Below are 23,927 nucleotides of genomic sequence, written 5' to 3' on the forward strand. Positions count from 1 at the left end.
CCTGCGGCCGCGGTTGCGGGCCTTGCGCCCATGCGGGGTGGGGGCGCAAGTTTCGCGCAATCGATCCATAAGGCATTGCGGGCACACTGAAGGCATAGCGGATGCCAAGCCCTGCACAGCCATGCCCAATGCCTTCAATTTCTCGGCCTCGCCCTTCGACTGCCTGGACCCCGGCGAACAGGCGCTGGTGCGCGCCAGCGTCGATATCGCCTACTTCCCCGAAGGGGCCGTGGTGCTCGATGTGGGCGACCGTCCCGCGCATCTGTTCGTCATCATCAAGGGCCATGTCACGCAGCTCGAGGGCGAGGAGGTGCTGGCCACCTACGGACCAGATGACTGCTTCGACGGGCGCGGCCTGGTGGCCGGGCGCGTCAGCAGCCGCTTCGTGGTGGCCGAAGAGCTCGTGGCCTACCAACTGGCGCATGACACCGTCAATGCGCTGATCGCGCGCAACACGGCTTTCGGCGCACTGCTGTTTTCCGACCTGGGCCACAAGCTCGGCACGCTGGCCCAGCGCGCCGGCCGGCACGAGCTGCAGTCGCTGACGCTGGCGCGCGTGGACCAGGCCTATCTGCGCCCCGCCCATGTGGTGGATGCCGGCACGGACGTTGTTTCGGTGACGCGCCTGTTCCATGCCGAGCGCACGACCAGCGTGCTGGTGTCGGGGCTGGCGGACAAGGATGGGGGAGAGCTGGGCATCTTCACGAGCACCACGCTGCAGCGCGCCATTCTCGACGGCCGGCCGCTGGACCGCCTGGCCGTGGGCGAGTTTGCCAGCCATCCCGTGGTCACGGTGCGCGCCGGCGACCAGCTCGGCGATGCCATGGTGCTGCTGCTGCGCGCGCGCGTGCACCGGCTCGTGGTGCTCGACGAGGCGGGACAGGTGCGGGGCATCCTGGAGGCGCTGGACCTGTTCAGCTTTCTTGCCAACCATTCGCACCTGATCACCGTGCAGATCGAGCAGGCCCGGGATTTGGCGGCACTGGAGCAGGCCGCGGCCCAGGTCACGCGGCTGGTGGCGGCGCTGCACCGCAGCGGCATGCGCATGGGGCTGATGGCCAGGCTGGTGCAGCAGCTCAATGCGCGCCTGTTCGAGCGCGCCTGGCAGATGCTGGCGCCGGCCGAACTGGTGGCCAACAGCTGCCTGTTCGTCATGGGCAGCGAAGGGCGCGGCGAGCAGTTGCTCAAGACCGACCAGGACAACGGCCTGCTGCTGCGCGACGGCTATATGCCGCCTGCGGACCTGGGTGTGATCTGTGAGCGCTTTTCCGCCGTGCTGGAGCGTTTCGGCTATCCCGAGTGCCCGGGCGGCATCATGCTCAGCAATCCGCAGTGGCGCGGCGCTGCCGCCGAATTCGGCCGGCGCGTGCGCGAATGGCTGCTGCTGCCGCGCGAGGGCGATCTGATGCGCCTGGCCATCTTCATGGACGCCCATGCCGTGGCCGGCGATGCCGCGCTTCTGGAGGCCGTGCGCCAGCAGCTGCTGGCACTGGCCGCGGACAACGACGGGCACCTGGCCCGTTTTGCCGCGGACATCGACGCCTTCGGCAGTGCCGCCGGCTGGTGGAACCGCCTGCTGGGCCTGGGCGACGAGGCACGCGCCGTCAACCTCAAGAAGGCCGGCATCTTTCCCATCGTGCACGGGGTGCGCAGCCTGGCGCTGCAGCACCGCATTGCCGAAACCGGCACGGCCGAGCGCATTGCCGCCCTGCAGGCCCAGGGTGTGCTGGATGCCGGGCTGGGCGGGGAACTGCTCGAAGGCCTGCATTTTCTGATGGGGCTGCGGCTGGGCGCGGGACTGGCCGAGCTGGAGCTGGGGCGCACCGTCACGGGCAATGTGGACCCCGCGCGGCTGAGCAGCCTGGAGCGCGACCTGCTCAAGGATGCGTTGTCCGTGGTCAAGCGCTTCAAGGTGCTGCTGCACCAGCGCCTGCGGCTGGACCTGGTGCCATGAACCCGCCCGCCGGATTCCTCGGGAGCCTGGCGCGCTGGCGGCTTGGCCGGCAGCGACGGCGCCTGGCCGATCCGCAATTCGCTTTCCTGTTCGATGAGCCGCCGCCCCGTGAATGGGTGGCGCTGGACTGCGAGACCACGGGTCTGGACCGGCGCCGCGACGAGATCGTCTCCATAGGCGCGGTGCGCATCGTAGGCGAGCGGCTGCTGACCAGCGAGCGGCTGGAGCTGCTGGTACAGCCCGAACGCGGCGTATCGCCCGAGAGCGTGCGCATTCACCGCCTGCGCGAACGCGACCTGGCCCGGGGCCTGCCGGCCCAGGAGGCCGTGCGCCGCCTGCTGCACTTTGCCGGCAGCCGGCCGCTGGTGGGCTATTACCTCGAATTCGACCTGGCCATGCTCAACCGCATCGCCCGCCCGCTGCTGGGCATGCCGCTGCCGCAGCCAGCCGTCGAAGTCTCGGCCCTGTACCACGACTACAAGTTCCGCCAGTTGCCGCCTTACCAGCAGCATGACAATGCCGGCATCGACCTGCGCTTCGACACCATGATGCGCGATCTTCAGCTGCCGCTGCGCGATGCGCACGACGCGCTCAACGACGCGGTCATGGCCGGGCTGGCCTTCATCAAGCTGCGCAGGCTGCTGGGCATTTCATCCTGAATTGATAGCTACAGGCGCTTGATGGGAGCGGTATTGCATCGAAATTTCAATGAAGCCGAGGCCTTGCCTAGGAGTATTCTGGTGTGCATTGCATGCGGCAGAGGCCTCGCCGGCCGCGCCGGGTCTCGGCCCGGCACTCTGAAGTGAGATGAGTGCCAGCCATCCGCAAGAGCATGGCCTCGGGGTCGCTTTGGGCTCAAAGAAATAGGTATGAAAAAAGGAGCGTTTGCACGCTCCTTCGAGGGATGAGTCCGGCAGCATGCCGCCGGGCAGGGTAGGGAAATCAGTGTCCCGACGCGCCCGAGGCACCCAGGCCGGTTTCCGAGCGCACCTGCTGCGCGGGGAAGGCCGCGCGCTCCCTGGCCGCCTGGCCGCTCTTGTCGAGCACCGAGAACAGCCACACGCCCGCAAAGCCGATGGCCATGGAGAACAGGGCCGGCGAGGTGTAGGGGAACCAGGAGGAGCCTGCGGGATTGCCCAGCGTGGCTTCCCAGACCGAGGGCGAGACGATGGTCAGGCCCACCGAGGAGATCAGGCCCAGGAAGCCGCCGACCACGGCGCCGCGGGTCGTGCAGTCCTTCCACAGCACCGACAGCAGCAGCGGCGGGAAGTTGGCCGAAGCCGCGACCGCGAAGGCCAGCGACACCATGAAGGCGATGTTCTGCTTCTCGAACACGATGCCCAGCAGCACGGCCACGATGCCCAGGCAGACCGTGGTGATGCGCGAGACCTTGAGCTCGGAAGCGCTGTCGGCCTTGCCCTTCTTGAACACGGTGGCGTACAGGTCGTGCGAGACGGCCGAGGCGCCGGACAGGGTCAGGCCCGCGACCACGGCCAGGATGGTGGCGAAGGCCACGGCCGATATGAAGCCGTAGAACACGTCGCCGCCCACGCTCTTGGCCACCAGCACGGCCGCCATGTTGGCCGTGCCGGCGCCGCCCTTGATCACGCCCTTGGCCGTGTCGGCCATATCGGGATTGGTCAGCACCATGGTGATGGCGCCGAAGCCGATGATGAAGATCAGGATGTAGAAGTAGCCGATCCAGGTGGTGGCCCAGAACACGCTCTTGCGCGCCTCCTTGGCGTCGGGCACGGTGAAGAAGCGCATCAGGATGTGGGGCAGGCCCAGCGTGCCGAACATCAGCGCCATGCCGAAGCTGATGGCCGAGATCGGGTCCTTGATGAAGCCGCCCGGGCCCATGATGGCCAGGCCCAGCTTGGCCGCTTCCTCGGGCGACTTGCCGCTGCTGGAGGCGATCTCGGTGCGCACGCGCACGCCGTCGGCGAACAGGGCCTCGAAGCTGAAGCCGTACCTGGCCATGATCATGAAGCCCATGAAGCTCACGCCGGCCAGCAGCATCACGGCCTTGATGATCTGCACCCAGGTGGTGGCCGTCATGCCGCCGAACAGCACGTAGATCATCATCAGCGCGCCGACCAGCACCACGGCGACCCAATAGTCCAGGCCGAACAGCAGCTTGATCAGCTGGCCGGCACCCACCATCTGCGCAATCAGGTAGAAGGCCACGACCACCAGCGTGCCGCTGGCCGCGAAGGCGCGGAACGGCGTCTGGGCGAAGCGGTAGCCGGCCACATCGGCAAAGGTGAACTTGCCCAGGTTGCGCAGCCGCTCGGCCAGCAGAAAGGTCAGGATGGGCCAGCCCACGAGGAAGCCGATGGAGTAGATCAGGCCGTCGTAGCCGTTGGCCATGACCGATGCCGAGATGCCCAGGAAGGAGGCGGCCGACATGTAGTCGCCCGCGATCGCCAGGCCGTTCTGGAAGCCCGTGATGCCGCCGCCCGCGGTGTAGAAATCGGCGGCCGAGCGAGTCTTGGCTGCGGCCCACTTGGTGATCCACAGCGTGGCGGCCACGAAGGCCACGAACAGGATGATGGCCGTCCAGTTGGTGGCCTGCTTGGCGGTCTCTCCCACGTCGCCGCCGGCGGCCAGGGCCGCGCCCGCCGTGCCCAGGGCCAGCGCGCCAGCCAGCGTGTGTTGCAGATGCTTGTTCATTGCGTGGCGTCCTTCAAGATGTCCTGGGTGAGCTTGTCGAATTCGCCATTGGCGCGGCGCACATAGAAGCCGGTGATCAGCACCGTGAACACGATCACGCCCATGGCGATGGGAATGCCCAGCGAAGTCACGCCGGTGCCTATGGGCTGCGCCAGGAACTGCTTGTCGAACGCGATCAGCGCGACATAGCCGTAATAGACGACGAGCATCAGCACCGTCAGCCACAGGCCCAGGCGGTTGCGCTTGGCGCGCAGCTCCCGGTATTTGGGATGGCTCTGTATCTTCTCTACCATCGGGTCGGTCATGTTTGTCTCCTTGGTTGGAATGCCGGCTTGGCGCCGCTTTGGCACCAGCAAACGCGGCGGATTCTGCGAAGCGCTTCTGACCGCGTGCTTACGTGCCGCAGACCGTTTTCCAAGGGTTTGCACGGTGGTTTTCACATCGGAAAAGAAGGCCTCAGGGTTGCTGCTGAGTTCGTAAGAATCCGTTCAGGCTGGTGTCAATTTTTGTAAGACGCGTGTCAGAACGGCGTCAGCTACCGCATCGATAGTGAACCGGCAGGCTGGCGCCAGGGGCCTGTCCTATTACACCTATCAAGGAGACAAACATGGCTGTCAACGCTTCGCTAGGCGCGGGGTCCAAACCGGCTCCGCGGCCCATGAGTCCCGAAGAGCGCAAGGTGATCTTTGCCTCGTCGCTCGGTACCGTGTTCGAGTGGTACGACTTCTACCTCTATGGCTCGCTGGCAGCCATCATTGCCAAGCAGTTCTTCAGCGGCCTGGATGCGGGCTCTGCCTTCATCTTCGCGCTGCTGGCCTTTGCCGCGGGCTTCATCGTGCGTCCCTTCGGCGCCCTGGTGTTCGGACGCCTCGGCGACATGATCGGGCGCAAGTACACCTTCCTGGTGACCATCCTGATCATGGGCATGTCCACGTTCATCGTGGGCATCCTGCCCAACTACGCCAGCATCGGCGTGGCCGCGCCGGTCATCCTGATCGCGCTGCGCATGCTGCAGGGGCTGGCACTGGGCGGCGAGTACGGCGGCGCGGCCACCTATGTGGCCGAGCATGCGCCGCATGGCAAGCGCGGTGCCTACACCTCGTGGATCCAGACCACGGCCACGCTGGGCCTGTTCCTGTCGCTGCTGGTGATCCTGGGCGTGCGCACCACCATGGGCGAGGAGACCTTCTCCGACTGGGGCTGGCGCATTCCCTTCCTGGTTTCCATCGTGCTGTTGGGCGTGTCGGTGTGGATCCGCATGCAGCTGTCCGAGTCGCCGGCCTTCCAGAAGATGAAGGCCGAGGGCAAGGTCTCCAAGGCTCCGCTCAAGGAATCTTTCGGCCAGTGGAAGAATCTCAAGATCGTGATCCTGGCCCTGCTGGGCCTGACCGCCGGCCAGGCAGTGGTCTGGTACAGCGGCCAGTTCTATTCGCTGTTCTTCCTGACGCAGCAGCTCAAGGTCGATGCCGTGACGGCCAACCTGATGATTGCCGCGGCCTTGCTGATTGCCACGCCGTTCTTCGTGGTCTTCGGCTCGCTGTCCGACCGCATCGGACGCAAGCCCATCATCATGCTGGGCTGCATCCTGGCCGTGGTGACCTATTTCCCCGCGTTCAAGGCGCTGACCGAAGCCGCCAACCCCGACCTGGCTGCAGCCCAGGCCCGCAACAAGGTGGTGATCGTCGCCGATCCCAAGGAATGCTCGTTCCAGTTCAACCCCACGGGCACTAGCAAGTTCACGAGTTCCTGCGACGTGGCCAAGCAGGTGCTGGCGGCGGGCTCCGTGAGCTATGACACCGAGGAGGCTCCCGCGGGCACCACGGCCACCGTGCGCATCGGCTCCACCGAGATCCCCGCGTTCTCGCTCAAGGGCCTGAGCCCCGAGGATGCCAAGGCCAAGGACAGCGCCTTCAAGAAGAGCGTGGCCGAAGAGCTGGCCAAGGACGGCTACCCGACCAAGGCCGACCCCGCCAAGATGAACAAGGTCATGATGATCGTGATCCTGACCTATCTGGTGCTGCTGGTGACCATGGTCTACGGCCCGATCGCGGCCATGCTGGTGGAGCTTTTCCCCACGCGCATCCGCTACACCTCCATGAGCCTGCCCTACCACATCGGCAACGGCTGGTTCGGCGGCCTGCTGCCCACCATGTCGTTCGCCATCGTGGCCCAGACCGGCAATATGTATAACGGTCTCTGGTATCCGATCATCATCGCGGGCATGACCGCCGTGATCGGCATTCTGTTCGTGCCCGAAACCAAGGACCGCGATATTTACGCCGCAGATTGATGCGTCCGTGATGGCTTTGCCGAGGGGCAAGCCAGCAAAAGGGAAAAGGCCTGCGCAGTTCCGGCTGGCGCAGGCTTTTTTATGGTTTTCGCGCTGGAAATATGTCAATTGTGTGGCGGCAATGCATCAGAGTGCGATTTTTTGGCGATGCGCGTCACTTTTTCTTACGGGTGCGAACCTAGAATTGCGCCTAGCCGCTAGGGGGCGCATGCCACCAGCCAACGCGGTGCAAAACACATATTTCAATATCAGGAGCACTGAATGACCAAGATGACTCGCATCGCTCTGGCCGCACTGGCCGTGATGGGCGCCACCACCGCAATGGCTCAGAGCAGCGTGACGCTGTATGGCCGTATCAACACGACCGTTGAGCGCCAGAAGATCGGCGACAATTCCGTGACCGGCTTGTACAACAATGCATCGCGTTTTGGCTTCCGGGGTACGGAAGACCTGGGCGGCGGCCTGAAGGCTGGCTTCGTGCTGGAGTCTGGTTTCAATTCTGACAACGGCATGGGTACCGGCTCGGCGACCGGCTTGACCTTCAAGCGTCAAAGCGAAGTGAACCTGTCGGGCAACTTCGGTATGGTGCGTCTGGGCAACTTCTTCCCTGAGTCTTACTTTGCATCCGCTGACTATGTCAGCATGCACAACCACGACACGGGCTCTTCCAGCGACGCGCTGTATCAGGATCCCAACTGGATGGGTGTCTCTACAGGTGGCCAAGGTGGTGCGGGCGGTGTCGGTACCGCCAACAAGATTGCCTATCGCACTCCTTCCATGGGCGGCTTCTGGGCTGAGGGCTCCGTTTCCTTGCATGAAAAGGCTCTGGGCACCAACAACAAGAATGGCTACGACCTGGCCGCCAACTACAACACGGGTCCCGTGCACTTGGGCGCAGGCTATAGCCGTTGGGATGGCAACTGGCAAGCATCGGTGCGTGGCCTGTACACTTTCGGCCAGTTCACGGTGGGTGGTTACTACCAGCGTAACGACGAAAACCTCCTGGGCTCGCGCAACAACTTCCGCTTGTCCGGCATGTACACTCTGGGCGCCTCCGAGTTCCACCTGAATGCCGGCCGTGCCAACAGCTGGAGCAATCTGTCCAGCTCTGCCGCTACCCAGTACACCGTGGGCTACAACTACAACCTGAGCAAGCGCACCAAGGTGTACGGTTACTACACCCGTGTGAACAACAGCAGCAATGCTTCCTATGGTTCCGCAGTGAAGGGCGCCGACTTCAGCTCCTTCGCCGTGGGTGTTCGCCACGCCTTCTAACTGGTGCACCGCGCAAGCGGTGCCTGCAGCACCTGCAGCTGATAATGCAGGCATTACTCCAAGTTCCAGCCCCGTGCCGCAAGGCGCGGGGCTTTTTTCTTGCGAGGCAAGGCTGTTGAAAGTGGCAGGGCAATGTCTTGCGAAAGAAAATCCCGGGTTTCCGCGCAGCTCTTCCAAGGCCGGCAGCGGCTTTATATGTGGTCCTGTTGCCATGCCTCAATGCATGTGCTGCCGGACATAATCCGGTGGCGGTTTTCAAAGCCGCGGGTACTCTGGAATCCGGAGGGCTCTGCCGGGGGGCGCATTTGCCTGCCGGGAATATGCGGCCGCAGCGGAATGCACATGCGCACGCAGGGTGCTTGGCAAGACTGCCTAGAATGTTTGGCCTCTACTGAAGACCAAACACTATGACGCAGGGCCTGATTCGCATCCGTGGTGCACGCCAGCACAATCTCCGCAATCTGGATATCGACATCCGCACCGGCGAGCTCACGGTGGTGACCGGGCCCAGCGGTTCGGGCAAATCCAGCCTGGTGTTCGACACGCTGTATGCCGAAGGCCAGCGCCGCTACGTCGAGACCTTCTCGGCCTATGCGCGCCAGTTCCTGGACCGCATGGACAAGCCGGCCGTGGACAAGGTCGAAGGCGTGCCGCCCGCGATCGCCATCGACCAGACAAATCCGGTGCGCAATTCGCGCTCCACGGTGGGCACGATGACCGAGCTCAACGACCATCTCAAGCTGCTGTTCGCGCGCGCCACCCAGCTGTTCGACCGCGAGACGGCCCAGCTGGTGCGCCACGACACGCCCGAGACCATCTACGCCGAGCTGGCCCGGCGCTGCGCGGCGGCGGGCGATCCGCGCATTGCCATCACCTTCCCGGTCGAGCTGCCGGCCAACACGTCGCCCGCCGAAGTGGAACAATGGCTGTCGGCCAGCGGCTTCACCAAGGTGCAGGCCGAGCGCGAAGTCGAGCGTGCGCAGCGGGCCGGCGAAGTGCCCGCCAAGGGTGCGAAGAAGGCCAAGGCGGCGCCCGAGAAGATCAAGGTGCTCGACGTGGTGGCCGACCGTTTCCGTCTCGGCAAGGCAGAGCGCGCACGGGCCATGGAGGCCATCGAAGTCGGGCTCAAGCGTGGCAGCGGCAGGTTGACGGTTTACGTGCTGCCGGAAAGCGGTGAGGCAGATGCGGCCGAGCCAGAGCTGTGGAAATTCTCGCAAGGCCTGCATTGCCCCGAGAGCAATCTGTCCTATCACGAGCCGATTCCGTCCATGTTCTCGTTCAACTCGGCCGTGGGCGCCTGCGAGGCCTGCCGCGGCTTCGGACGTGTGATCGGCGTGGACTGGGGACTGGTGATTCCCAACGACAAGCTCACGCTGCGCACCGGCGCCATCAAGCCCGTTCAGACGCCGGCCTGGAAGGAGATCCAGGACGACCTGATGCGCCATGCCGAGGCCGAAGGCATTCCGCGCGACACGGCCTGGGCCAAGCTGACCCAGGCGCAGAAGGACTGGGTCATCGAAGGCTCGCCGAACTGGAACGGCAAGTGGAACCAGACCTGGTACGGCATACGGCGCTTCTTCGAATACCTGGAGAGCAAGGCCTACAAAATGCATATCCGGGTGCTGCTGTCCAAGTACCGCAGCTATACCGAATGCCCGACCTGCGGCGGCGCGCGCCTCAAGACCGAGAGCCTGCTGTGGCGCATCGGCAGCAAGCAGGCGGCGGACAGCGTGCTGTCCACCCATGGCGAGGGCGCCGAAGGCCGCTACCAGCGCTTCATGCCCCGGGGCACGGGCTGGAGCCGCGAGCAGCTCGACAGCCTGCCGGGCCTGTGCCTGCACGACCTGATGCGCCTGCCGATCACACGCTTGCGCGATTTCTTCGCGCAGCTGGCGCCCGGCACCGCGGCCGACAGGAGCGATGGCGATGCACAGGCGCTACGCATGCTGCACGAGGAAATCATGACGCGCGTGCAGTACCTGTGCGACGTGGGCATCGGCTACCTCACGCTGGACCGGCAAAGCCGCACGCTCTCGGGCGGCGAGGTGCAGCGCATCAACCTGACCACGGCCCTTGGAACCTCGCTGGTCAACACGCTGTTCGTGCTCGACGAGCCTTCCATCGGCCTGCACCCGCGCGACATGGAGCGCATCACCGAGGCCATGCAGCGCCTGCGCGACGCGGGCAACACCCTGGTGGTGGTGGAGCACGACCCGGCCGTGATGTTCGCGGCCGACCGCATGATCGACATGGGGCCGGGCCCCGGTGCGCGCGGCGGCCAGATCGTGTTCGACGGCACGCCCGAGGAGCTGCGCCAGGCGGACACGCTGACCGGCGCCTACCTGGGCGGACGCAAGCAGGTGGGCTTCGGCTTCAAGCGCATGGTGACCGAATCCACGCCGCGCCTGATCCTTGAAGGCGCGCGCGAACACAATCTGCAGGGCATCAGCGTGGAGTTCCCGCTGCAGCGCCTGGTGACCATCACCGGCGTGTCGGGCTCGGGCAAGTCCACGCTGATCCAGGATGTGCTGGTGCCGGCGCTGATGCGCCACTTCGGCAAGCCCACCGAATCGGCGGGCGCATTCGACCGCCTGCTGGGCGCCGACCATCTGGCCGACGTGATGTTCGTGGACCAGTCGCCCATCGGCAAGACGGCGCGCTCCAATCCCGTGAGCTATGTGGGCGCCTGGGATGCGATCCGCGAGCTGTTCGCGGTGGCGCCGCTGTCGCGCCAGCGCGGTTACACGGCCGCCAAGTTCAGCTTCAACAGCGGCGACGGCCGCTGCCCCACCTGCGGCGGCTCGGGCTTCGAGCATGTGGAGATGCAGTTCCTTTCGGACGTGTACCTGCGCTGCCCGGACTGCAACGGCTCGCGCTACCGGCCCGAAATCCTCGAGATCACGATAGAGCGCGGCGACCGGGCCTTGAACGTGGCCGATGTCCTGGAGCTCACCGTGGCCGAGGCGGCTCTTCTCTTCTCCCAGGATAGAGACGTGATCCGCGCGCTGCAGCCGATTGTCGACGTGGGCCTGGAATACGTGAAGCTGGGCCAGCCCGTGCCCACGCTCAGCGGCGGCGAGGCGCAGCGCCTCAAGCTCGCAGGTTTTCTGGCCGAAGCGGCCAAGACGCAGTCCAAGAGCAAGCAGTCGCTGGCCAAAAAGGGCACGCTGTTCCTGTTCGACGAGCCGACCACGGGCCTGCACTTCGAGGACATCGCCAAGCTCATGCGCGCGCTGAGGAAGCTTCTGGAGGCCGGCCATTCGCTGATCGTGATCGAGCACAACCTCGACGTGATCCGCGCCAGCGACTGGCTGATCGACCTGGGCCCCGAAGGCGGCGACGGCGGCGGCCTGGTCGTGGCCGAAGGCACGCCAGAGGATGTGCGCCACGTCCCCGGCTCGCACACGGCCCAGGCGCTGCGCGAGTACGACCTGGCCATGGGCGTGGGCGGCGAGGCCGTGCGCGAAGTGGCGCCCATGCTCTACAAGCCCGAGCGCAAAGCCAGGGCCAGCCAGGTGCCGCCGGCCAAGAATGCGATCGAGATCGTCAACGCCAAGGAACACAACCTCAAGAGCATGAGCGTGGATGTGCCGCGCGGCAAGTTCAACGTGGTCACCGGCGTGTCGGGTTCGGGCAAGTCCACGCTGGCTTTCGACATCCTGTTCAACGAAGGCCAGCGCCGCTACCTTGAATCGCTCAATGCCTACGCACGCTCCATCGTGCAGCCCGCGGGGCGGCCCGAGGTGGACGCGGTCTACGGCATCCCGCCCACCGTGGCCATCGAGCAGCGCCTGTCGCGCGGCGGGCGCAAGTCCACCGTGGGCACGACCACCGAGGTCTGGCACTTCTTGCGCCTGCTCTACGTGAAGCTGGGCGTGCAGCATTGCATCCATGACGATGCCGTGGTCCAGCCCCAGACCGAGGAAAGCATCGCCGCCCAGCTGATGACGAACTTCCGCGGCCAGACCATAGGCCTGCTGAGTCCCCTGGTGGTCAACCGCAAGGGCGTCTATACCGAGCTCGCCGACTGGGCGCGACCGCGCGGCTACACGCATCTGCGCGTGGACGGCGAGTTCCTGCCGACCACGGGCTTTCCGCGCATCGACCGTTTCAAGGAGCACACCATCGAGCTGCCCGTGGCCAGCGTGACGGTGACGGCCGCCAACGAGGGCGAGGTGCGCGCCCACCTGCGCCAGGCGCTGGAGATCGGTAAGGGCGTGCTGCATGTGCTCTCAGGCCTGGAGAACCTGGCCGAGGCCATGCAGGGCGGGCAAAGCACGGCGGGCATAGGCAATCTGCAGGTGTTTTCCACGCAGCGCGCCTGCCCGGTCTGCGCCACCAGCTATGCCGAGCTGGACCCGCGCCTGTTCTCGTACAACAGCAAGCACGGCTGGTGCCCCGACTGCGTGGGCACGGGCGTGAAGCTGACCAAGGACCAGCGCAAGGTCTATGACGACACGCTGCTGGCCGACGACAACCGCGGCCGCGAGGTGAAGTTCGAGGGCCAGGAGGTGGAAGACCTGGCAGAGGTCGAATGCCCGACCTGCCACGGCACGCGCCTGAACCCCACGGCGCGCGCGGTGAAGTTCCACGGCACGGGCATTACCGACATTGCCCGGCTGTCCGTGTCCGACGTGCGCCGCTGGGTGCAGGCGCTGGCGCTGTCGGGCCGTGAAAGCGATATCGCGCGCGACCTGATTCCCGAAATCCAGAGCCGTCTTGAATTCCTCGAGGAAGTGGGCCTGGGTTATCTCACGCTGGACCGCGGCGCGCCCACGCTCTCCGGCGGCGAAGCCCAGCGCATCCGCCTGGCGGCCCAGCTGGGCAGCAATCTGCAAGGTGTCTGCTACGTGCTGGACGAACCCACCATCGGCCTGCATGCGCGCGACAACCAGATCCTGCTCAACGCCCTGCACAAGCTCGGCGACAAGGGCAATACGCTGGTCGTCGTGGAGCACGACGAGGACACCATACGTCGCGCCGACCACATCATCGACATCGGCCCCAGCGCCGGCATACGCGGCGGCCGCCTGGTGGCCCAGGGCACGGCGGCCGACATCATGGCGGCCGGGGATTCGGTCACGGGCCGCTATCTGCTGCATGCCATGCGCCATCCGTTCCAGCCGCGCCGCTGGGTGGGCGAAGGCGAGCCGCCGGCAGCGACGGAGGCTGCTCCGAAAACGGAAGCGGCTGCCGAAGAGCAGGAGGTTGTTGCGGAGATGAAGGGCTCCAAGACCCGCAAGAAGAAGGCGCCAGCTGCTACGGAAGTTGAAGCGGCGCCGGAATCCTCTGGGCTCAAGTGGCTGAGCGTGCTCGGCGCCCATATGCACAACCTGCAGAACGTGGATGCGCGCGTGCCGCTGGAGCGGCTGGTGGCGGTGACGGGCGTCTCGGGCTCGGGCAAGTCCACCCTGGCGCGCGACGTGCTGCTGGCCAATGTGGCGGCCTGGGTGGGCCAGCGCGCCACCAAGGCCGGGCGCGACGCGATGGATGCCGGCAAGGCGCCGCCGCTGGTGGGCTGCAAGGGCCTGCAGGGCTTCGAGACCGTGGACCGCGTGCTCGAGGTGGACCAGACCCCGATCGGCAAGACGCCGCGCTCCTGCCCGGCCACCTACATCGGTTTCTGGGACACCATCCGCAAGCTCTTCGCCGAGACGCTGGAGGCCAAGGCGCGCGGCTATGCGGCCGGGCGCTTCTCGTTCAACACCGGCGAAGGCCGCTGCCCGGCCTGCGAAGGCCAGGGCATGCGCACCATCGAGATGAGCTTTCTGCCGGATGTGAAAGTGCCTTGCGAGGTCTGCCACGGCGCGCGCTTCAATCCCGAGACCCTGGCAGTGACCTGGCGCGGCAAGAGCATCGGCGACGTGCTGCAGATGGAGGTGGACGAAGCCGTGGAGTTCTTTGCCTCCATGCCCAGCATCGCCCACCCGCTGCAGCTCTTGAAGGACGTGGGCCTGGGCTATCTCACGCTGGGCCAGCCTTCGCCCACGCTCTCGGGCGGCGAGGCCCAGCGCATCAAGCTGGTGACCGAGCTGACCAAGGTGCGCGACGACGTGACCCGGCGCGGCCAGAAGGCGCCGCACACGCTGTACGTGCTCGACGAGCCTACGGTGGGCCTGCACATGGCCGACGTGGACAAGCTGATCCGCGTGCTGCACCGCCTGGTCCATGCCGGCCACAGCGTGATCGTGATCGAGCACGATCTCGACGTGATCGCCGAGGCCGACTGGATCATCGACCTGGGCCCCGAGGGCGGCCGGGACGGCGGCCGCATCGTCGCGGCCGGCACGCCCGAGGACCTGGTCCGCGCTGCCACGCATACCGGCAAGGCGCTGGCGCCCGTGCTGGCGCGCACCTGAGGCGCCCGGCATGGCCCGCGAGCAAAGGGTGTTCTGGCAGGTAGAGGCGCCCGCCAAGCCCGCATGGGGTGCGCCATGCAACGGCTGCGGCCTGTGCTGCCTGGCCGAGCCCTGCCCCATGGGCATGCTGATCTCGCGCCGGCGCAAAGGGGCTTGCGCGGCGCTGCGCTGGGACGATGCGGCACGCCAGTACCGCTGCGGCGTGCTGCAGGAGGTCTCTCAATCCTCGGCCTGGCGCCGCGGGCTGGGCCGGCTCAGGCTGGCCCTGGCCAGGCGCTGGATCGCGGCGGGCGTGGGCTGCGATGCCGACCTGCGGGCCGAGCCCGCGGAAATGACCCGGCCGAATCCTTGAAACGGATCAGGCCACGATCCAGGCCGGTGCCTGGGCGGGCGCCAGTGCCAGGGTCAGCTTGGCCCAGTCCTGCGGGCTCAGGTGCGGCTGCACCGTGTCGAGCACGGCCGCAAAGACGGGGGCCGGCGCGGCGGCCTGCATGCCGCCCAGCAGCCCGGCGCGTTCGGCGGGTGTCACGGCTGGAATCATCCAGCGCATGTACATGAGGTTTTCGGCCGGCGGCAGCGAGGCCACGATGGCGCCTTCCAGCGCGCGCAGTTCGTCGTCGCTGTAGCAGGACCACAGCAGCTGGTTGTGCTGCGTTTCCTCGACATGCATGTGGGCAAGGTTCTCGCCCACGAAAAGCGCGAGCTGGCGGTACAGATGCAGTGCGGCCAAGTCCTGCGCGGGGCCGGGGTCAGCGGCGCACAGGCTTGATACCGCTTCGCGCAGCTGCGCGATGGCGGCCAGGTGCTCCCCATGCTCGGCCGCGATGCGTGCGCTGGAGCCCGGGCGGCGTGCTTCCATGGCGGCGTGGACGAAGTCGTTCTCATGCCCGAGGTGGCTGGTGCAGGCATCGGCCAGTTCCAGCACGCGCTCGCACACCGCATGCATTTCGGTGCAGTCGTTCACGTCGATGCGGCCCACGGCCAGCAGCGTGTCCAGCATCATGGCGCGCAGCGCCTTGTGGATGGGGGCATAGATGTCCAGGCGCCCGGCGGCGCCGGTGCCGGCCGGTGTGGAAGAAAGGGATGGGGTCTCGTGGTCCATGGTGCGGTCTTTCTGCGGATGGTGGAAGTGCGATGAGCCTGCCCTGCTTTGCGGGCACCTGGTCGTGCCTGGAAGTGGGCTGGAGAAAGTCTAGGAACGGCGCCACGAGCGCGCTGCTAAGAGTTTGTTAAACGAGCACCAAAAAACGCCCGGCGCAGGGCTATCATTTCCGCTAACTCCCCCCGAGGCTCCCCGCCGTGCCCACACTGCCTGCCGAATGGAAGCTCTGTCTGCCCGCGCTGCCGTCGCTGCGGCTGGGCAGCTGCGACCGCGGGGGCAATCCCCAGGTCTGCCGGGCCCTGGCGGCCGATGTGCAGCCCGACGGGCGCATGCTGGTGCTGCTGGCCGAATGCGCCGCGCCCCGGGTGGTGGCCGCCCTGCGCGAGACGGCCCGGGTCGCGCTGCTGGCCACTTCGCCGCGCACCAACCGCACGCTGCACCTCAAGGGCCGCGATGCCCGCGTGGAGCCCGCACAGCCCGTCCATGCCGAGCTGCTGACGCTGCGGCGCGATACGCTGGCCTGGGAGATCGCCGAGGTCGACGGCTTTGCCGATGTTTCTTTCATCGGCCACTGGTACGGCGTGGCCGTGCAGGAGCTGGTCGCCGTCCGCTTCACCGTGGCCGGTGCCTGGGACCAGACGCCCGGCCCCCACGCGGGCCAGGCCGTGGAACTGGAGCCCGGACCATGAGCCGCCCGGGCACTCCGCAGGCTGATGGCGCCGCAACCCGCCAGGGCGAAGAGACTCCCGTGGGCGCGCTGACCCTGCATGCGATCCGCCGCGTGCTCGACGGCGGCATTCCGCCGACGCTGTGCAGTGTTTCGGCCGACGGCATGCCGCATGTCAACCTGCTGTCGCACGTCGAATATGTGGACGCCGGCCACGTGGCGCTGACCTTCCAGTTCTTCAACCACAGCCGCGAGAACATCCTGGCCACGCGGCGCGCGAGCCTGATGGTGGAAGACCCGTGCACCGGTGCCGGCCTGGCGCTGCGGCTGCGCTATCTGCGCACCGACACCGACGGGCCGGTGTTCGAGCGCCTGCGCGCCAAGCTGGCCGGCATTGCGGCGCACACGGGCATGGAGCATGTGTTCCGCCTGCGCGGCGCCGACATCTACGAGGTGCTGGACATCGAGCCCCTGCAAAGCGGCGCGCCGCTGGCCACGCTGCAGCCGCGCTGCGACCTGGCCGCCGGCGCGCGTGCGGTGTCGGCCCGGCTGGCCGAGTGCGGGGAACTGGCCCAGCTGCCCCAGGTCGCCATGGAGGGGCTGCGCCGCGATCTGGCCGTGAACCACGCCATCCTGTGGCTGCTGGACGAGCCGCGCCAGAGCCTGTATGCGCTGGCCAGCACGGGCTATGCGCAGCAGGGCATAGGCGCCGAGCTGCCGCTGCCCGAGGCGGGGCTCGCCGGCGTGGCCGTGCGCGAGGGCACGGCGCTGCGCATAGGCCATATGGCGCGCATGTACCGCTACGGCCGCACGCTGCACCGCATGGCCTGCGAGCAGGGCCTGGCCGGGGGCGAGCCGATTGCGCTGCCGGGCCTGGCCACGCCCTGCAGCCAGCTGGCCGTGCCGCTGCGCGCGCGGGGCAGGACCGTGGGCGCCCTGCTGGTCGAAAGCGAGAGCGACCAGTTCTTCGGCTATGACGACGAGGATGCGCTGGCCGTGCTGTGCGCCCAGCTGGCGCAGGCCCTGGTGGCGCTGCAGAGTGCCGAGCTGGAGGCCGCGGCTGCGCTGCCGGAAGATGCGCGTGCTGTCGCTCCGGTGGAGCAGGGGCCGCCCCGGTGTGGACCGCCCCTGCTCTTGCGCTATTTCGCGCGCGACGGTACGGTGTTCGTCGACGGCCAGTACCTGATCAAGGGCGTGGCCGGCGCCATTCTCTGGAAGGTCGCCGGCGATATGCAGCACCGTGGGCGCCGGGATTTCTCCACGCGGGAGCTGCGCCTGGCCGGCAGCGCCCTGGGCCTGCCCGATGTGCAGGACAACCTGGGCGTGCGTCTGCTGCTGTTGCAGCGCCGGCTGGCCGACTGGGGCGGGCCGCTGCAGATCCGCAGGCTGCGCCGCGGCTGCTACGAACTGGTGACGGAGCGGGCCCTGAGGCTGGAGGCCGCCGGCGGCGAAACGGCCTGATCGGCCGGCGCAGATCAATGGCCGCCGTGCCCGGGTCCCATGGCCGGCTGGCGGTGCGTGCGCATTTCCCACAGGCCCGTCGCCAGCAGGACGGCGGTGGTCAGCCAGCCCATGGCGAGCAGGCTGCTGCCATAGCCCACGGGCACCAGCGCGAGCAAGAGCAGGACGCCCACGATGTGGGACAGCGGGATGCAGCCATACACCACATGCTTGTAGACGGCGCTGCCGAGCAGGTACAGGGCCGGGCCGCCCACCAGCGTCAGCACCTGCGTGGTCTGCAGGCCGGCATGCGGATGCGCCATCACCAGGTCGTTGCCCACCGCGCATCCTATGATGCCGGCCACGAGGATCGCGTGGATGTAGTGGAAGTAAGCGCCTATGCGCCCGGGGTCGGCCGAGCTGGTGATGACGGCCGTGGCATGCTTGCTGGAGGTGCCGAAATACAGCCACCACATGGCCAGCGTGCCGATGAAGGTGGCGCCCAGCGCCAGCAGGATGTCGGCTCCCCAGGCCGGTGTGTCCGCCAGCGTGGCGCCGCTGGCCAGCAGGGTTTCGCCGAGCGCAACGATCACGAAGAGCTGGCAGCGCTCGGCCAGGTGGCCGCCTTCGATGGTCCATTCGCGGGTCGAGGAGCGTCCCAGCCCGGGGAAGGCGAAGCCGGACATCGGCGAGAGATATTCGCAGGCGGCGGCCGCGATCCAGCAGGCGATGCGTGCCTCGCCCTGCAGCAGGCCGCCCGCGATCCAGAACACGGCGGCGACAAGCAGCCAGGCAAGAATGCGGCGGTGGTTGGCCGCCAGCGGGTGGTCCGGGCCCAGTTCCAGCAGGAGGAAGGCGGTGCGCCCGACCTGCATGGCCGCATAGCAGCCGGCGAAGATCAGTCCCCGGTCGCCGAAGGCCCCGGGGATGGCGCAGGCCATCAGCAGGGCCAGCAGCATCGTCGTGAACAGCAGCCCGCGGATGCGCGGGGTCTCCGGGTCGAACCAGTTGGTGGTCCAGCAGGTGTATTGCCAGCCCAGCCAGACTGCAAACCACAGCACCAGCGTCTCGATCAGGCCACCCAGGCCCAGGTGGTGCAGCAGCTCGTGGCTGAGCTGCGTGACCGCGAACACATAGACCAGATCGAAGAACAGCTCCTCGAAGGTCACATGCGCGTGCTGGCCGTTGCGGTGGCGCAGCGCGGGGTATCCATGTGCATGCCTGGTGTCCATCTCCGCCCCTCTGTCGTCTGCGAGTGTGCCGCCATGCCACGGCCTTCCGTGGCCGGCGGCTCCCCGCGCTTACTGGAAGCCCAGTGTATGCGGCAGCCAGGTCGACAGCGCGGGGATGAAGGTCAGCAGGCACAGCACCACGAAGTGGGCCAGCAGGAACAGCGGCATCTCGCGCGTGAGCTCGGTGATGGAAACGCGCGTGGCCACCGAGGTCACGAACAGCAGGCCGCCCACGGGCGGCGTGATCATGCCCAGCGTGAGGTTGACGATGACCACCATGGCGAAGTGCGTGGGATCGATGCCCAGGCTGGCTGCGATGGGCGCCAGGATGGGCACCAGGATCATCACGCCGGGCAGCGGCTCCATGAAGATGCCGAAGATGAGCAGCAGGATGTTCACCGCGATCAGGAACATCACGGGCGAGAGCTGCCAGCTCACGATGAGCTCGGACAGGTACTGCGGAATGCCTTCCACGGTCAGCACCCAGGCAAAGGCCGCCGACGTGGCCATGACCAGCAGCACCGAGGCCGTGAGCATGGCCGAGCGCGCCAGGATGCCGGGCACGGCCGACCACTGCAGCGTGCGGTAGATCCACTTGCCGCAGATCAGCGCATAGAACACCGCGACCACCGAGGCCTCGGTGGGCGTGAAGATGCCGAAGCGGATGCCGACCACGATGAGCACGATGAGCATCAGCGCGGGAATGGCCTTGAAGCTGTTGGCCCACATCTCGCGCGCGCTGGGGCGCGGCTCGGTGGAGCGATAGTCGCGCTTCCTGCAGACCCACCAGTTGACGGCCGCCATGGCCAGCGCGATCAGGATGCCGGGGATGAAGCCGGCCATGAACAGGCCGCCGACCGAGACATGCTCGTCCTGCAGCGCATAGATGATCATGCTGACCGAGGGCGGGATGATGGGGCCGACGATGGCGGTGCTGGCCGTCAGCGCGGCTGCATAGGGACGGCCGTAGCCGGCCTTGTCCATCATCTTGACCATCATGGAGCCGGGGCCGGCCGCGTCGGCCAGGGCCGAGCCCGAGATGCCCGAGAACAGCGTCAGCGACAGCACGTTGGCATAGCCCAGGCCGCCGCGCAGATGGCCGACGAACTGGGCCGCGAAGCGCAGCAGCACATGCGTGAGCGCGCCGCCCGACATCAGCTCGGCCGCCAGGATGAAGAAGGGCACGGCCATCAGCGGAAAGCTGTCGATGCCCGTGAACATTTCCTTGAAGACGATGAGCTGGGGATAGCGGCCGCCGACGAACACGGCCAGCGCGGCCGAGATGGCCAGCGCGAAGGCCACCGGAAAGCCCAGCGCGAGCAGGACGACGATGGCGATGAAAAGAGTGAGTCCCATGGTGTCTTCCCGTTCAGATCGACGCTGCGGCGTCTGCGTCCATTTCGTCGGACTCGGCAAAGTTGCCGGCCGCGATGTAGCCGCGCGCAATGAACAGCAGGTGCACCAGCATCAGCACGAAGCCCGCGGGCATGGCGGCGTAGATATAGGAAATGGGAATATCGGTGGCCGCCGTGGTCTGGAAGCGCGTGGCATACACATACTGCGAGGAAGTCACGGTCATCACGACGAAGAACAGCGCCAGGCCGGCGACCACCAGCGCGCGGATGACCTGCGCGCTGCGGGTGCTGACGGCGCGGTGCAGGTTGTCGATGGCCACATGGCCGCCGAAGCGCAGCACCAGGCCGGCGCCCAGGAAGGTGACCCAGATCATCATGTGGCGGGCCACTTCCTCGGCCCAGACGATGGAGTCGCCCGTGGTGTAGCGCAGCACCACGTTGGCGAAGACGATGCAGGCCATGGCCAGCAGCAGGACTATGAGCAGCCAGCGGTTGCAGGCCACCAGAATGCGTTCGATACGATCAAGCATAGGGGTCGGGGCGGGGTGCGGACGCGGCGGCATGCGCCGTGCCGCCCACGCCGGGTTGTTTTGCGGCGCAATCATCCGTGAGCGGGCGCCATAAAGCCATTGGTAATGCCCGCAGCCGTTGTTGCCGCTGCGGGCGGTGCCTCAACGAACAAGGCCGGGCGAGGCCCGGCCTTGTCCATGGAATGGGCCGATTTACTTGGCGGCGGCGATGGCGTCCAGGGTCTTCTGGCCGAACTTCTTCGCGTATTCCTTGTAGGCGGGCTCCAGCGCCGTGCGGAATGCAGCCTGGTCCACCTTCTCGACGACCTGCATGCCGTTGGCCTTGGCCTCTTCCACGCCCTTCTTCTCCACGGTATCCACGAAGGCGCGCGAAGCGACGGCGCCCTTCTTGGCGCCTTCGGTGAACGCCGCCTTCTGGCTGGCGTTCAGGGTGCCCCAGAACGAGGGCGAGACCAGCAGGGCCATGGGTGCATAGACGTGAGCAGTCAGCGTCAGGTGCTTCTGCACCTGCCACAGCTTGGCCGAGCTCAGCACGGAGATCGGGTTCTCCTGGCCGTCGATGGTGCCCTGCTGCAGCGCGCCGATCACCTCGGGCCAGGACATGGGCGTGGGCGAGGCGCCCAGCGTGCGGAAGGCGGTGATGTGCACGGGGTTCTCGGTCACGCGGATCTTCAGGCCCTTGAGGTCGGCCACGGTGTTGACGGCGTGCTTGTTGTTGGTCAGGTGGCGAAAGCCCTGCTCGCCCCAGGCCAGAGCCACCAGGCCGCGTTTCTGGAACTTGGCCAGCAGCTCCTGGCCGAAGGCGCCGTCCATCACCGCGCGTGCATGCTGGGTGTCGCGGAACAGGAAGGGAATGTCCACCACGCCCACGTCGGGCACGAAGTTGCTCAGCGCGCCGGTGGAGACGATGGCCGCTTCCACGGTACCCAGCTGCAGGCCTTCGATCAGTTCACGCTCGCCGCCCAGGGCCGAGGAGGGGAACTGCTTGAACTTGTAGGCGCCATTGGTGCCTTTTTCCACGCCTTCGGCCCAGGCATTGGCGGCGGCGCCGTAGTGCGAGTTCACGGCCAGCGCGTAGCCAATCTTCACTTCCTTGGCCTGGGCAAAAACAGCACCTGCTGCAAGAGTGGCGGTTGCAGCCACGGCGGTGGCGACAAAGGTACGGCGGATCATGCGCATGGCACGGACTCTCCCTTGATATGTTGTTGGAAATGAACATAAAAATTGTAGTGAGTGCCAACCCTGGGTTTGCCCTTGGAGTGCAATCGTCTTGCGCGCCGGGTCGCATCGCGGATGGCGATGATGGAATGAAGAACGCCCGATGCGCGCATGCGTCATCGGGCGTGCTGCCGCGGCGCCGGAAGCTCAGCGGGCGCCGATCTGCGTGAACTCGCGCTCCACGGCTTCATGGGCGGCCAGCATGGCCGGCGAGGGCGGCGGGCCCATGCGGCTCACGGCCACGGCAGCGATCCAGGCCAGGATGAAGCCGGGAATGATCTCGTACAGGCCGAGCCAGCCGAACTGCTTCCACACCAGCACGGTGACCGCGCCGACGACGATGCCGGCCAGCGCGCCGCCGCGCGTCATGCGGCCCCAGAACAGCGACAGGATGAGCACCGGGCCGAAGGCCGCGCCGAAGCCGGCCCAGGCGTAGCTGACCATGCCCAGCACCTTGGCCTCGGGGTTGCTCGCGATGGCGATGGCCACCAGCGCCACCAGCAGCACCATGGCGCGGCCGACCCACACCAGCTCGGTCTGGCTGGCGTTCTTGCGCAGGAATACGCGGTAGATGTCCTCGGTCAGCGCGCTGGAGCACACCAGCAGCTGGCACGACAGCGTACTCATCACGGCCGCGAGGATGGCGGCCAGCAGCGCGCCGGCGATCCAGGGGTTGAACAGCTGCTTGGTGATCTCCATGAACACGGTTTCGGCGTTGGCGTTCACGGCGCCGGCGCCGGCTGGGTGGGCCGCGAAATACGGAATGCCGATGAAGCCCACGGCCACGGCGCCGCCCAGGCACAGGATCATCCAGGTCATGCTGATGCGGCGCGCCGAGGGAATGGTCTGCACCGACGAGGCGGCCATGAAGCGCACCAGGATGTGGGGCTGGCCGAAGTAGCCCAGGCCCCAGGCCATCAGCGACACGATGCCGGTGAAGCTGGCGCCGCGCAGCAGGTCGAACTTCTCGGCGGCCACGATGGCATGCAGGTCCTGGCCGGGCTGCAGCTGGCCCTGCACGGCCAGCCAGGCGATGACCGGCGCGAGGATCAGCGCGGTGATCATCAGCGAGGCCTGGATGGTGTCGGTCCAGCTCACGGCCAGGAAGCCGCCGATCAGCACATAGGCAATGGTGCAGGCCGCGCCCACCCACAGCGCCGTGGCGTAGGGCATGCCGAACATGTTCTCGAACAGGCGCGCACCCGCGACCACGCCCGAGGCGCAGTACAGCGTGAAGAACACCAGGATCACCAGTGCCGTCACGATGCGCAGCAGGTTGGCGCGGTCCTCGAAGCGGTTGGCCAGGTAATCGGGCAGGGTCAACGCATTGCCGGCGCGCTCGGTATACAGGCGCAGCCGCGCGGCGACCAGGCGCCAGTTCAGGTAGGCGCCCGCGATCAGGCCGATGGCGATCCACGATTCGGACAGGCCCGAGGCGTAGATGGCTCCGGGCAGGCCCATGAGCAGCCAGCCGCTCATGTCCGAGGCGCCGGCCGACAGCGCCGTCACGAAGCTGCCCAGGCTGCGTCCGCCGAGGATGTAGTCCGACAGGTTCTTGGTACCCAGGTAGCCGAGCCAGCCAATGGCCAGCATGGCCACCAGGTAGATGGCGAACATGATCGCCGTGGGATCGTTCCAGGAAAATTGCATGGAGTGTCCTAGTGTTGAGTTCGTTTGAATAAATAAGCGCAGTGATCACACAGGCTTGTCAGCCATGGATGACAAGCTATGGCAACTGCGTGGCCCAACTCAGAGACACCGAGGAAGGGCCGCCCCGCACCGAAGGTGTCGTCCCCCTCCCGCGTAGCGAGAGAGGGGGAAGCGGCGTAGCC

Annotated in this window: 16 protein-coding genes; 8 read left to right on the forward strand and 8 right to left on the reverse strand. The window is 66.8% G+C overall.

Annotated elements, in window-relative coordinates:
* Positions 1–121: 121 nt before the first annotated feature.
* Complete coding sequence (locus tag V8Z74_RS00180) at positions 122–1,954, forward strand: putative nucleotidyltransferase substrate binding domain-containing protein (RefSeq protein ID WP_349707327.1); 1,833 nt, start codon at positions 122–124, stop codon at positions 1,952–1,954.
* Positions 1,951–2,613 carry a 3'-5' exonuclease gene (locus V8Z74_RS00185; protein WP_349707329.1) on the forward strand — a complete coding sequence of 221 codons (663 nt, stop codon included), beginning with the start codon at positions 1,951–1,953 and terminating at the stop codon, positions 2,611–2,613. The genes V8Z74_RS00180 and V8Z74_RS00185 overlap by 4 nt, the downstream gene beginning before the upstream one ends.
* Before the next feature lie 283 nt (positions 2,614–2,896).
* Here V8Z74_RS00185 and V8Z74_RS00190 read toward each other — a convergent pair whose 3' ends face one another.
* Positions 2,897–4,627, reverse strand: a complete 1,731-nt coding sequence (locus tag V8Z74_RS00190; RefSeq protein ID WP_066479724.1) for a cation acetate symporter — start codon at positions 4,625–4,627, stop codon at positions 2,897–2,899.
* A complete protein-coding gene (locus V8Z74_RS00195) occupies positions 4,624–4,932 on the reverse strand; it encodes a DUF485 domain-containing protein (protein WP_349707330.1) in 309 nt (102 codons plus the stop codon). Before V8Z74_RS00195 ends, V8Z74_RS00190 begins: the two co-directional genes overlap by 4 nt.
* Before the next feature lie 302 nt (positions 4,933–5,234).
* On the opposite strand from V8Z74_RS00195, the gene V8Z74_RS00200 reads away from it, so the two are divergent.
* The 4 genes from V8Z74_RS00200 to V8Z74_RS00215 all read left to right on the forward strand — a co-directional run bounded on the left by V8Z74_RS00200 (position 5,235) and on the right by V8Z74_RS00215 (position 14,903).
* Complete coding sequence (locus V8Z74_RS00200; protein WP_066479720.1) at positions 5,235–6,917, forward strand: MFS transporter; 1,683 nt, start codon at positions 5,235–5,237, stop codon at positions 6,915–6,917.
* Positions 6,918–7,178: 261 nt separating this feature from the next.
* Entirely contained in the window at positions 7,179–8,192 is a 1,014-nt protein-coding gene (locus V8Z74_RS00205; protein WP_066479717.1) for a porin, read from the forward strand.
* Between the two features lie 407 nt (positions 8,193–8,599).
* Positions 8,600–14,551: an excinuclease ABC subunit UvrA gene (locus V8Z74_RS00210; RefSeq protein ID WP_349707332.1), complete on the forward strand. Its 5,952-nt coding sequence runs from the start codon at positions 8,600–8,602 to the stop codon at positions 14,549–14,551.
* A gap of 10 nt (positions 14,552–14,561) precedes the next feature.
* Positions 14,562–14,903, forward strand: a complete 342-nt coding sequence (locus tag V8Z74_RS00215) for a hypothetical protein (protein ID WP_349707333.1) — start codon at positions 14,562–14,564, stop codon at positions 14,901–14,903.
* 6 nt (positions 14,904–14,909) lie between these two features.
* Here V8Z74_RS00215 and V8Z74_RS00220 read toward each other — a convergent pair whose 3' ends face one another.
* Entirely contained in the window at positions 14,910–15,653 is a 744-nt protein-coding gene (locus V8Z74_RS00220; RefSeq protein WP_349707334.1) for a hemerythrin domain-containing protein, read from the reverse strand.
* Positions 15,654–15,850: 197 nt separating this feature from the next.
* Between V8Z74_RS00220 and V8Z74_RS00225 the strand changes: the two genes are divergently transcribed.
* On the forward strand, positions 15,851–16,342 hold the full coding sequence (locus tag V8Z74_RS00225; RefSeq protein ID WP_349707336.1) for a hypothetical protein: 492 nt from the start codon (positions 15,851–15,853) through the stop codon (positions 16,340–16,342).
* The gene (locus V8Z74_RS00230) at positions 16,339–17,781 is read left to right on the forward strand and encodes a GAF domain-containing protein (RefSeq protein ID WP_349707337.1); all 1,443 of its coding nucleotides are present in this window, start codon (positions 16,339–16,341) and stop codon (positions 17,779–17,781) included. The genes V8Z74_RS00225 and V8Z74_RS00230 overlap by 4 nt, the downstream gene beginning before the upstream one ends.
* Before the next feature lie 14 nt (positions 17,782–17,795).
* Here V8Z74_RS00230 and V8Z74_RS00235 read toward each other — a convergent pair whose 3' ends face one another.
* From V8Z74_RS00235 to putP, 5 genes are all read right to left on the reverse strand, one after another.
* Positions 17,796–18,992, reverse strand: coding sequence for a low temperature requirement protein A (locus V8Z74_RS00235; RefSeq protein ID WP_349707339.1), 1,197 nt, complete (start codon positions 18,990–18,992; stop codon positions 17,796–17,798).
* A 69-nt stretch (positions 18,993–19,061) separates the two neighbouring features.
* Positions 19,062–20,348, reverse strand: a complete 1,287-nt coding sequence (locus tag V8Z74_RS00240) for a TRAP transporter large permease (RefSeq protein ID WP_349707341.1) — start codon at positions 20,346–20,348, stop codon at positions 19,062–19,064.
* 13 nt (positions 20,349–20,361) lie between these two features.
* Positions 20,362–20,877 (reverse strand): TRAP transporter small permease, encoded by a 516-nt coding sequence (locus V8Z74_RS00245; RefSeq protein WP_066479688.1) that lies wholly within the window; start codon positions 20,875–20,877, stop codon positions 20,362–20,364.
* 192 nt (positions 20,878–21,069) lie between these two features.
* Positions 21,070–22,056 (reverse strand): TRAP transporter substrate-binding protein, encoded by a 987-nt coding sequence (locus V8Z74_RS00250; protein ID WP_349707343.1) that lies wholly within the window; start codon positions 22,054–22,056, stop codon positions 21,070–21,072.
* Positions 22,057–22,242: 186 nt separating this feature from the next.
* Positions 22,243–23,745 (reverse strand): sodium/proline symporter PutP, encoded by a 1,503-nt coding sequence (gene putP / locus V8Z74_RS00255; RefSeq protein WP_349707344.1) that lies wholly within the window; start codon positions 23,743–23,745, stop codon positions 22,243–22,245.
* Positions 23,746–23,927: the final 182 nt, after the last annotated feature.

Origin of the sequence: Comamonas sp. w2-DMI (assembly GCF_040187735.1) — a bacterium.
Taxonomy (GTDB): Bacteria; Pseudomonadota; Gammaproteobacteria; order Burkholderiales; family Burkholderiaceae_C; genus Comamonas; species Comamonas terrae.

Coding starts and splice junctions, on each gene's coding strand:
- V8Z74_RS00220 (WP_349707334.1), bottom strand. CDS start 15,653: ATGGACCACGAGACCCCATCCCTTTCTTCCACACCGGCCGGCACCGGC.
- V8Z74_RS00245 (WP_066479688.1), bottom strand. CDS start 20,877: ATGCTTGATCGTATCGAACGCATTCTGGTGGCCTGCAACCGCTGGCTG.
- V8Z74_RS00195 (WP_349707330.1), bottom strand. CDS start 4,932: ATGACCGACCCGATGGTAGAGAAGATACAGAGCCATCCCAAATACCGG.
- V8Z74_RS00230 (WP_349707337.1), top strand. CDS start 16,339: ATGAGCCGCCCGGGCACTCCGCAGGCTGATGGCGCCGCAACCCGCCAG.
- V8Z74_RS00190 (WP_066479724.1), bottom strand. CDS start 4,627: ATGAACAAGCATCTGCAACACACGCTGGCTGGCGCGCTGGCCCTGGGC.
- V8Z74_RS00200 (WP_066479720.1), top strand. CDS start 5,235: ATGGCTGTCAACGCTTCGCTAGGCGCGGGGTCCAAACCGGCTCCGCGG.
- V8Z74_RS00180 (WP_349707327.1), top strand. CDS start 122: ATGCCCAATGCCTTCAATTTCTCGGCCTCGCCCTTCGACTGCCTGGAC.
- V8Z74_RS00250 (WP_349707343.1), bottom strand. CDS start 22,056: ATGCGCATGATCCGCCGTACCTTTGTCGCCACCGCCGTGGCTGCAACC.
- V8Z74_RS00235 (WP_349707339.1), bottom strand. CDS start 18,992: ATGGACACCAGGCATGCACATGGATACCCCGCGCTGCGCCACCGCAAC.
- putP (WP_349707344.1), bottom strand. CDS start 23,745: ATGCAATTTTCCTGGAACGATCCCACGGCGATCATGTTCGCCATCTAC.
- V8Z74_RS00205 (WP_066479717.1), top strand. CDS start 7,179: ATGACCAAGATGACTCGCATCGCTCTGGCCGCACTGGCCGTGATGGGC.
- V8Z74_RS00215 (WP_349707333.1), top strand. CDS start 14,562: ATGGCCCGCGAGCAAAGGGTGTTCTGGCAGGTAGAGGCGCCCGCCAAG.
- V8Z74_RS00185 (WP_349707329.1), top strand. CDS start 1,951: ATGAACCCGCCCGCCGGATTCCTCGGGAGCCTGGCGCGCTGGCGGCTT.
- V8Z74_RS00240 (WP_349707341.1), bottom strand. CDS start 20,348: ATGGGACTCACTCTTTTCATCGCCATCGTCGTCCTGCTCGCGCTGGGC.
- V8Z74_RS00210 (WP_349707332.1), top strand. CDS start 8,600: ATGACGCAGGGCCTGATTCGCATCCGTGGTGCACGCCAGCACAATCTC.